This window comes from Streptomyces sp. NPDC059003, from assembly GCF_042740445.1.
Classification (GTDB): domain Bacteria; phylum Actinomycetota; class Actinomycetes; order Streptomycetales; family Streptomycetaceae; genus Streptomyces.
Map to the genome: position 1 here is coordinate 40052 of NZ_JBHYJH010000065.1, position 9499 is coordinate 49550.

General features: G+C 68.8%; 8 protein-coding genes and 1 tRNA gene. 5 read left to right on the forward strand and 4 right to left on the reverse strand.

Translation table 11 applies throughout. From position 1 onward, the window contains the following. Positions 1-64: 64 nt before the first annotated feature. A complete protein-coding gene (locus ACFWZ5_RS22765; protein ID WP_384798125.1) occupies positions 65-430 on the forward strand; it encodes an MmcQ/YjbR family DNA-binding protein in 366 nt (121 codons plus the stop codon). A 21-nt stretch (positions 431-451) separates the two neighbouring features. On the opposite strand, the gene ACFWZ5_RS22770 is transcribed toward ACFWZ5_RS22765, so the two are convergent. Both ACFWZ5_RS22770 and ACFWZ5_RS22775 read right to left on the reverse strand, forming a co-directional pair. Then, on the reverse strand, positions 452-1375 hold the full coding sequence (locus ACFWZ5_RS22770) for a transketolase family protein (protein WP_384798122.1): 924 nt from the start codon (positions 1373-1375) through the stop codon (positions 452-454). 145 nt (positions 1376-1520) lie between these two features. Then, a complete protein-coding gene (locus tag ACFWZ5_RS22775) occupies positions 1521-2216 on the reverse strand; it encodes a transketolase (protein ID WP_384798119.1) in 696 nt (231 codons plus the stop codon). Between the two features lie 128 nt (positions 2217-2344). On the opposite strand from ACFWZ5_RS22775, the gene ACFWZ5_RS22780 reads away from it, so the two are divergent. Further along, positions 2345-2418: transfer RNA gene (locus ACFWZ5_RS22780), tRNA-Pro, on the forward strand. Between the two features lie 234 nt (positions 2419-2652). Then, entirely contained in the window at positions 2653-3192 is a 540-nt protein-coding gene (locus ACFWZ5_RS22785) for a hypothetical protein (RefSeq protein ID WP_384798116.1), read from the forward strand. Positions 3193-3725: 533 nt separating this feature from the next. On the opposite strand, the gene ACFWZ5_RS22790 is transcribed toward ACFWZ5_RS22785, so the two are convergent. Further along, positions 3726-4916, reverse strand: coding sequence for an IS701 family transposase (locus ACFWZ5_RS22790; RefSeq protein ID WP_384798113.1), 1191 nt, complete (start codon positions 4914-4916; stop codon positions 3726-3728). A 1436-nt stretch (positions 4917-6352) separates the two neighbouring features. Here ACFWZ5_RS22790 and ACFWZ5_RS22795 point away from each other — a divergent pair. After that, positions 6353-7045: an LmbU family transcriptional regulator gene (locus ACFWZ5_RS22795; RefSeq protein ID WP_384798110.1), complete on the forward strand. Its 693-nt coding sequence runs from the start codon at positions 6353-6355 to the stop codon at positions 7043-7045. 78 nt (positions 7046-7123) lie between these two features. Here the strand turns inward: ACFWZ5_RS22795 and ACFWZ5_RS22800 are convergent, their stop codons facing one another. Further along, positions 7124-7768, reverse strand: a complete 645-nt coding sequence (locus tag ACFWZ5_RS22800) for an FMN-binding negative transcriptional regulator (protein ID WP_384798108.1) — start codon at positions 7766-7768, stop codon at positions 7124-7126. A gap of 381 nt (positions 7769-8149) precedes the next feature. Between ACFWZ5_RS22800 and ACFWZ5_RS22805 the strand changes: the two genes are divergently transcribed. Beyond that, a complete protein-coding gene (locus tag ACFWZ5_RS22805) occupies positions 8150-9478 on the forward strand; it encodes a lysine N(6)-hydroxylase/L-ornithine N(5)-oxygenase family protein (protein WP_384798105.1) in 1329 nt (442 codons plus the stop codon). Positions 9479-9499 lie beyond the last annotated feature (21 nt).

Genomic DNA, 9499 nt, shown 5'->3' on the forward strand with positions numbered 1-9499 from the left:
GGCGGCCGGGGCCCGCGGGCGGCCCGGCGGGTGAGTGTCAGTGCCCTTGGCTACGGTTCTTGCCATGGTCAACAAGGTCAACGCCGACGACGTACGCCGTACCGCCCTCGCCCTGCCGGACACCACGGAGAAGATCGCCTGGAGCATGCCGACCTTCCGGGTCGCGGGCAAGATGTTCGCCACGCTGCCCGAGGACGAGACGTCCATCGCCGTGCGCTGCCCGAAGCTGGAGCGCGACGAACTGGTGCTCGCCGAGCCCGACAAGTTCTGGATCGCCGACCACGAGGCGAGCTTCGCCTGGGTGCGGGTGCGCCTCAGATCCCTCGACAAGGAGGAGCTGAGCGACATCCTCGCCGACTCCTGGCGGCAGGCCGCCCCCACGCGTCTCCTGGACGCGTACCCGGAGTTGGGGGTGCCCGCCGCCGGATGACCCGCCGCCCCGCCGCAGGGCTCAGGCCCCGGCTCCCACGCGCTCGCCCAGGAATCCGCTGATCCGCTCCCGCAGGGACCCGGCGTCCAGGCCGTGCGCGCGCAGGTGCTCGTCGAACCGGCCGTAGCGGCGCAGTTCACGGCGGCCCACGCCGAGGCCGAGGATGCGGTGCGGGACGTCGGCGAGGGCGTCGTTCGCGGCGGCCGTCGACGTGCCGGCCAGATACGGCTCGACGACCACGACGTCGGCGGTGGACCCGACGGCCCGGCGCAGCGCGTCCGCGTCGAAGGGGCGCACCGTCGTCGCGTAGAGGACCGTCACGTCGAGCCCCTCGGTCGCGGCGAGCACCTGGTCGAGCATCGGCCCGACCGCGACCACGACGCCGCCCCGGCCCTCGCGCACCGTCAGGAAGCGCTTGCCGTCGACGGGCATCGGCGCCGCGTTGCTCTGCACGGACAGGCGGACGTACACCTTGTCGTCCTTGCCGGTGCCCGGGCCGACCGCGTGCCGCAGCAGCGTCTCGGCCTCGTCGGGGTGGCCGGGCACGTGCACGGTCCAGCCGTCGAGCGTGTCGAAGAGCGCGACGTCGCCCGGCGACATATGGGTGTACCCGCCCTCGGGCCAGTCGAACGACGCCGCCGCGCTGACCAGGACACCGCCCACGTTCTGGTGCCCGAAGTCCAGCTTGAGCTGCTCGAAGGGCCGCTCCACGAGGAAGCTCGCGAAGGTGTGCATGACGGGCCGCAGACCCGCGAGCGCGAGCCCGGCACCGGTGCCGATGAGCAGCTGCTCACGGATGCCGACGTTGATCGCCCGGTCCGGGTGCTTGCGCAGCGCCTCGTCGAACGCGGCCACACCGATCTCGGCGAGGACGAGAGCGACGTTCGGGTCCTCGTCGAGCATCCGCGTCAGCACAGGAGTGAAGCGGTCACGCATGGTGTCCATGAGGGGGTCCTTCCGGAGTCGGGGGGCTGGGGGAGAGGGAGGCGGGTGGTGGCAGGAAGGGGGGGCAAAGAGGAAGCGGGACGGGGGCAAGGAGGAAGCGGGACGGGGGGCGGAGGGGCCGGGCGGGCCTCGGCCCGGCCGCGGACTAGCTGGGCTCGACGCGTGCCACGACCACGTGCGGCCGCCCGGGATGCGGCGCGGTGAAGGCCTCGTACAGCGCGTCGTGGTCGTGCCCGTCGACGGTCAGGGCGGACCAGCCGGCCGCCTCGAAGCGGGCGGCGATCCCGCCGGGCCGCGCGTAGCTCGCCGACGCGTTGTCGATCACGACGGTGTGCAGCAGCTCGAGGCCCGTGCCCCCGGCGTAGGCGATGGCCTCGTGGTTGCTGCCCTCGTCCAGCTCCGCGTCGCCGACGAGCACCCACACCCGTGGGTCGGTGAGGCCGCGGGCCTTCAGGCCGAGGGCCGTGCCCACCGCGAGGGGCAGACCGTGCCCGAGCGAGCCGCTGCCGATCTCCACGCCCGGCACGAGCACCCGGTCCGGGTGGTGGCCGAGCGGCGAGTCGTACGCCCCGAAGCCCGCCAGCCAGTCGACGGGCAGAAAGCCCTTGGCGGCGAGGACCGCGTAGTACGCCATCGGCCCGTGCCCCTTGGAGAGCAGGAGCCGGTCGCGCCCCGGGTCGTCGACGCGGTCGGGTGTGACCCTCAACACGCGGTCGTAGAGCACCCACAGCGCGTCGAGCGTCGACGTCGCGGCGGGTCCGTGCTTCTCGTCGCCCGTCATCAGGCCCATCAGGCCGGGCAGGTCCGCATACGTGAAGGTGCGCTCCGTTGTGGTCGTCATGCCGACGAGCCTGCAACCTAAACCGAGGTTCAGGTCAAGCGTCGGAAAGGCGGGAGCGATCACCGGCCGGAGTGCGGTATTGTTTCGGTGCGCGTTCGGCCAGGGGAAACCCCAGGTCACACGGGCAACGGGACGTGGCGCAGCTTGGTAGCGCACTTGACTGGGGGTCAAGGGGTCGCAGGTTCAAATCCTGTCGTCCCGACTTTGCGAAGTCGACAGGCAGAGGCCGCATCGGATGAATCCGATGCGGCCTCTGTCGTTGTCGGACGCCGGTACGGGGCCGTGGCGCGCGAGCGGCGCCGCGCCGTGCGGGCCGCCTGGGCGACGGGCCGTCCGCGCTCCCGCCCGGGGGCCGGGATGGTGGAAGCGTCATCCAATCCGAGAGTGATGCCTCGAACGCTTGCGCATGGCGCCATAGTGGTGCGACGATGGCGCCATGGAACTCGCGCGGTACGTCGACGACCTGCGCCAGGAGCTTTCGGTCGCGGTCGAGGGGGGTGACGAGGAGATGCGTGAACTCGCGGAGCGCCTTGTCGCGCCGCTGACCTCCGCTTTCCGGCTCACGCTCCTCGACGCCCTGTCGGCCGCCGCGGACGAGATCACCCGGGACTTGGCCCCGGGGTCGGTGGAGCTCCGCCTGCGGGGTCTCGACCCGACCTTCGTGGTGACACCACCACCACGGGACCGGCCGTTCGGTGACCTGCCCGACCGCGAGTACGGTCGCTCGCGCAACGGCATGGCGCCATCACTGGTGTCATTGGCGCCAGCAACGGCGACCGGGGAGGAGGGCCCGACCCTACGCATCAACTTCCGGCCGCCCGAGCAGCTGAAGAACCGGATCGAGGAGGCCGCCGGACGTGAACGCCTTTCGGTCAACGCCTGGCTGGTCCGCGCCGTGTCCGCGATGCTCGAGTTCGACGACCGCGGCCCCCGCCCCCCAGGGGGCGCTCAGCGCCACACGGGCTGGGTGAACTAGCCGGGCCGCCACGCGGGCGCACGGCGCCGAGGAACAACAGAGTTCAACAGAGTCCGCGCCACGGTCGGCGACGCCGAGAAGCACCGAGCCCGACCGTCCGCGGGGGCGCACACGCTGCGCCCGACCGAGCTTCGGTCCGATGTGCTGCCGCGCACCGGAACCGATTCGGCGGCCCTGGAGACCGACCTCCCCCGGCGGTCTCCAGGGCCGCACCCCTGCCGGCGCCCGCCCGTATACGGGCTGAGGCGCCGGACATCCTGTGCCGCAATTGCGTGCGAGCCGTCCACGGGCGCGGGCAAGCGGTGTGCGGATACGGACGTGGATACGGATGCGGCCCGAGTTTCCCGGCGGCCGCTGTCCCGTGCTTTCCCTGTCAAGCCCCGGCTCCCTGTGTCAAGCCTCCCTGACGAAATACCGACGCGTTCAAGCGGTGTCCTTGGCGAGCAAATTGACACTGTTGTAATGAACATGAAATTCCGCATGCGGATCATGAATGCGAAAGCACACGGCGGGGCCCGCGACCGGCGCCCGGATCAGACCAGATGGAGACGTTCCGGAGTATTGCGCGGATGGGGGGCGGGGCAGCACGGGAGATGCGGCGGAACGGGCCGGTGGGTCAGCCGCTGATAGGTATACGCCGACGAAACGAGCGTCATGTGGTGATACCAGCCGGGAAAGGAACGGCCCTCGAAGTCGAGGAGCCCGAAGTGGCGTTCCATGCCGGCGACCGCGGTGGTGGTGCCGGTGCGATGCGCGGCGAGAGAGGCAACGTTGTCGAGCTGCCGGTGCGTGAGGCTCGTGATCCACATGGCCCCCGACCGGCTTTCCGGAAGCACCTCTGTGAACAGCCGGTACGGATATTCGGGAGTGGCGCCCGCCCGCTCGCCCGGAAGGCGGACGAGCACGGACTGCACGCGGAGGTTCTGCCGCCGCCCGTCCGGAGCGGTCACGAGGACCGTGTCGGTATGGCCCGACGCCACATGGGCCCGGGCGCTGACCGGCTCCGGGCCGCCCTGCGCCCGCTCGCCCACCGGCAGGACCTTCAGGTGCTGCGGGACGGCGATGACGAAGTCCCGCGCCCGCTGGCTGAGTCCGCGCAGGAAGAGCCCGACGTCGGGGTCGTCGCTCATGTCGGCGACGACGGGCGCCGAGGTGGGCTCGGTCCGGGCCTCCAGGGTGTCGACCAGGTCCAGGGCCTGGGCCCACAGGGGGCGGTAGCGCACCTCGTCCGGGATGCGCGCGCGGCGGCGCAGCTGCGCGTCCTCGGTCCACGGCGCGGGCAGCAGCAGGCGCCAGTCGACCGGGACCTGGAGGGCGCCGATGCACAGGAAGGCGCCGAGCCCGAGCTGGCAGTTGAGGGTGCGGCCGGTGGCGGGGTCGAAGTAGCGGTGCACGCCCACGGAGCGGTCGCCGCGCTTGGGCAGCACGGCGCGGCCGATCGCCCACGTGGGGGCGGGGCCGTGGCTCTCGGCCCAGCGGGTGAGCTCGTGCATGACCGGGTCCCAGTCCCAGGGGCTGAGGCTCACGAACTGGCGCAGGGACTGCACCGCGGTGGGGGAGGCCGAGACGGCTCCGGCCAGGCGGCGGACGGACTTCTTGCCGGGAGTGATGAGCAGCCCCGCCAGATAGGCCCCCGCCCACTTGCGCTGATCGGAGCGGCGCAGGTTTTGGAATACCCGGTCTGTAAAGTCTCCGAAGGGCGATGAGAGTTGAGGGCCGTGCACCTCACTGACCGGAGTCGATATTGGCAATGCGCAGGGCACAACCATGCTGCAATCCCTCCCGGACATCCCTGAGCGGCGGCTGCCGAGCGTTGAGTCTAGGATCCGAGAGCGCGTCGCACCATCTTGCTGCGGGCGTGACCGGTGTGGCAACCGCGCCAGCAAACCCGGGGCACCCGGCCGCTCGTCGCACATCCGCAGCGGCGACGATGGCGGTCCGGAGCGGCAAGGGGTGTGTGTGGCGCGGCCGGTGGTGCACGGGCGGCCGGTCGCCGGTGAGTGCTCCGATGACTTCTGAGGGGCGCGGGGCGGGGAAATGTGCTCCGAACGCGCCCCGGTAGGCCTCGTTCCGGCAACCGACGGTTCCTCTGACGTTCCTCCACGGTTCCTTCACGGACGGCTCCATGCGTCCCGCGAAAGGCTCCGCTACCGCTCTCGCCGCGCCCCGGACCTCGCCATCCACCGGTATCGGCCGAACTCCGCATAGGCCGGGGAACGATGGCGGTGGATGGGGCGACTGCGATCTCCCGAGAAGGTTGTCGCGCAACGGCGTTAAAAGTTCGTATGGAAAATGCTAGAGTTCCCTAACGGATCGAGGATTCGGCTATCTGGCTTCAATGGTGACGGATCGTCACCATTTGCAGAGTTCGGATCTGCAACCCCGACGACAGGCTCCGGTCCCCTGTACGTCCCCTTCTCGTCTGCAACTGTTCCGCTTCACCGGATGGTTGGCCGAACTCATACTGCAGATGGCGGAAGTTGATCGGTAAAGCGTCGCCCCGAGGGTCCTGGAGAGAGCCGCGTCACACCAGGACAGGGATAGCGAAGCTGGGCTATCTTGTTCGAACTTCGAAAAGTCGCGACGAGCGACAGCCTCTTCCTTGAATCTCCAACAGGTGCCGGGTTCTACTCGGGTAGGCCTTTGGAAGAGACCACTACGAAACCGGGGCATCGGTGCCGACGGGGGACACGTCGCCGCACCGATGGCAGGGAAGATGTGGTCGAGGCGAAACGGGGCGAGTAGTTGAACGGGGCGAGTAGTTGATGTACGTATCCACACACATGCCGACTGAATGCCTTCCGCGCAGTCCTGAAGGATGCGCCGAACGGCCGGACCTGCCCGTGCTCTGTGCCGGCGGCCGCCTCGATCAATGAGGGCGGCCCGGCGGCGGGATGTACTCACGCGGCCACGCCGACGGGTCCATCTGCGAGTTGACGGAATGTTGACGGAATTCTGACGACCCGACTCGGCGAGTGGCTTGCGAGAGCTCTCATCCGGCCGATCGGCTGTGATTCATTGGCCTGCCTGCGCCTCGCGATGCGCGAAGGCGACCGATCCATGACGGATCAGGACACGGCGGCCATACCCGCATGGCCTTTTCCCGTTCGGATGCGGTCTGTTACGCCTGCGTCCGTACGAAGTTCATTCACATGGAGGCATGATGACGAACCAGGTCAGCGACCTCGAGGACTCGAAGGTAGTGCTGTTCCGCCGCACCGCGCAGGCGATGCCGCGACAGCGCAGAGTGGACGAGCGTCGTGGCCAGGTCCTGACAACCAAGGTGGGCCTGCAGATGCCGGTCGGGCTGACCTTCGAGGACTGGGAGCGGGCCGGACGCCAGCTCTCCGGAATCGTAAACTCCTCTTCTTGGTGGCTGGGGGACTGGCTGGTATACGGCAAGGACCACTACACCGACCGCTACCAGCGCGGCATCCGTGCGGCGGGGCTGCAGTACCAGACGCTGCGGAACTACGCATGGGTCTCCCGGCGTTTCGACTTCAGCCGACGACGCGCGGCGCTGAGCTTCCAGCACCACGCCGAGCTGGCCTCCCTGCCGATCGACGAGCAGGAGCTGTGGCTGGACCGCGCCGAGCAGATGCAGTGGACGACCAAGCAGCTGCGCAGCGCCATCCGGCTCGCGCGCGAGGACGAGGCGCGTGACGGGACGCAGACGCCCGAGACGATGCGGCGGCTCGCCGTGCCCGGCAGCAGGCTCCAGTGGTGGCACAAGGCCGCGGAGCAGTCGGGCATCGACTTCGAGCAGTGGGTCCTCGCGACGCTCGACAACGCGGCCGAGCGCGCCCTCGTCGAGGAAGAGGAAGCGGACGACAAGGCGGGCATCAGTGCCTGACTGACCGTCAACTGACGGTATCCACACACGGGGCCCGCACTCCTGGGGAGTGCGGGCCCCGCATGTCGCGTCCGCGCCCTACGGGAGCTTGCCCATGAGCTCGGCCGCGGCCTGGTACCGGGTGCACTCGCGCCCGCCGAACGAGCTGCGCACGCGCTCCTGCACCTCGTCAGGCTGCTCCTGGCTGAGCTTGAACATGCCCTCGGCGCCCGTCACCTTGAAGTGGAACGCGCCCACGGCGGGCACGATCTTCCGGAAGTAGTCGAGGGACTCGGACATGTCCCAGCCGGCGCCGAAGTCGCCCTCGTAGGCCCGCACGGTGGCCTTCACGACCTCCAGGGTGTTCTCGATGCCCTCGATCTTCTCCACGACGCCGTGCACATGGACCGACGTGAAGTTCCAGGTCGGTGCGGCGGGCGTCTTCTGATAGACCGTCGGCGACACATAGCCGTGCGGCCCGGTGAACGTGAGCAGGTTCACGGTGCCCGACTCGAGCGCCTTCCAGTGCGGGTTGGCCCGGTTCATATGGCCGATCAGCCGGGCGCCCGACAGGTCCTCGGACCATTCGCCGGTCCACTCCGGATCCTTGATGACCGGCAGATGCGTGGCGAACGGCCCCGCCTCGGTGCTGCCGTTGCTCACAAACAGTGCCAACGGATTGCCGCGGATCAGGTCGACCATCCACGAACTGTCCGGCTGGCGGTACTGGCTCGGAACGAACATCCGGAGCTCACCCTTTCATCATCTCACTCACGGTACGGTGCCAAGTTGCCCATGCCACCTACGCATTGGCGGAGAGCGACCAAAAACTACGGACGAGCGGCTCGGCTGTCCCGTCGGCGGGACAACGTCGCCCGGCTCACGGTGCGGCCTGGTCCTCTTGAAAGGTCCGTCCGGCCCCTCTAAGTTGGCGTGGCGGTGTTCTCCAGCGCAATACTCAATGCGTATCTCCCGGACCAACCGGTCGAGATGTTCGAGACCATAAGGCGGATCTGAGGAACGAGAGTTGACGGCATCTCAGAATCAGGTCCTCTTGGGTAACCGCAACTACCTCACCGAAGACGCGGAAGTCCCTGTCGAAGCTACACCAGCGGGAGATTATCTATGGGTACTCGTGAACACGAGATATACGACATCGTTGGCATCGGGTTCGGCCCGTCCAACCTGTCGCTGGCCATCGCCATCGAAGAACACCAGGCCAATGCGGGGGACAAGCCGGTCACCGCGGCCTTCTTCGAGCGGCAGGCCGCGTTCGGCTGGCACCGCAACATGCTCCTTCCGCAGGCGACGATGCAGATTTCGTTCCTGAAGGACCTGGCCACCTTCCGCAATCCGCTCTCGCGGTACAGCTTCGTGTCGTACCTGCACGCCTCGAACCGCCTTGTGCAGTTCGTGAACAATCAGGACTTCTTCCCGACCCGGCAGGAGTTCCACCAGTACCTGGAATGGGCGGAAGCCGGCTTCAGGGACCGCGTCACGTACAACACGGAAGTCACCGAGATCCGCCTTTCGCAGGACGCGGGAACGGGCGCGGAGCAGCATCTCGACATCGTGGTCCGGGACACCACGAGCGGTGCGACCCGCGTGGTGAAGGCGCGCAACGTCGCCGTCTCCACGGGCCTCGTGCCGCGCATGCCGGAGGGCATGAGCAGCGACGAGCGCGTCTGGCACAGCTCGGAGTTCCTGACGAAGTACGGGCAGATGAAGCCCGAGGAACTGCGGAACGTGGCCGTGGTCGGCGCGGGCCAGAGCGCGGCCGAGATCACCAAGTACCTGCACGACATGCTCCCGCACGCGCAGGTGTCCGCGATCCTGCCGTCGTACGGCTACTCCGTCGCCGACGACACCCCCTTCGCCAACCAGGTCTTCGACCCGGCCGCGGTGGACCACTACTACTTCGGCACCGAGAACACCCGGGACGCGTTCTGGCGCTACCACAAGAACACGAACTACTCCGTGGTGGACACCGACGTCATCCGGGAGCTGTTCCGGCGCTCGTACGAGGAAGAGGTCGCCGGCGAGAAGCGCCTGCACTTCCTGAACCTGACCCGGGTCAAGGAGGTGAAGCGCTCCGGGAGCGACACGCGCGTGGTCCTGCACTCGCTGCTCGACGGCGAGACGGAGCACGAGATGGACGTCGACGCGCTCGTCTTCGCGACCGGCTACAGCACCATGGACGCCACCGGCCTGCTCGGTGACCTGGACGGCTTCTGCCGGCGCGACGAGCAGGGGCAGCACAGCGTGGAGCGTGACTACCGCGTGGTCACGGGGCCCGAGCTGACCTGCGGCATCTACCTCCAGGGCGGCACCGAGCACACGCACGGCCTGACGTCGTCGCTGCTTTCGAACATCGCCGTGCGCAGCGGCGAGATCGCCGACTCCGTCGTCCGGCGCCGCGCGGAGCTGGGCCAGGTCCCCGCCGGCACGGTCTAGGCCGACTTCCCCCAGGACCCC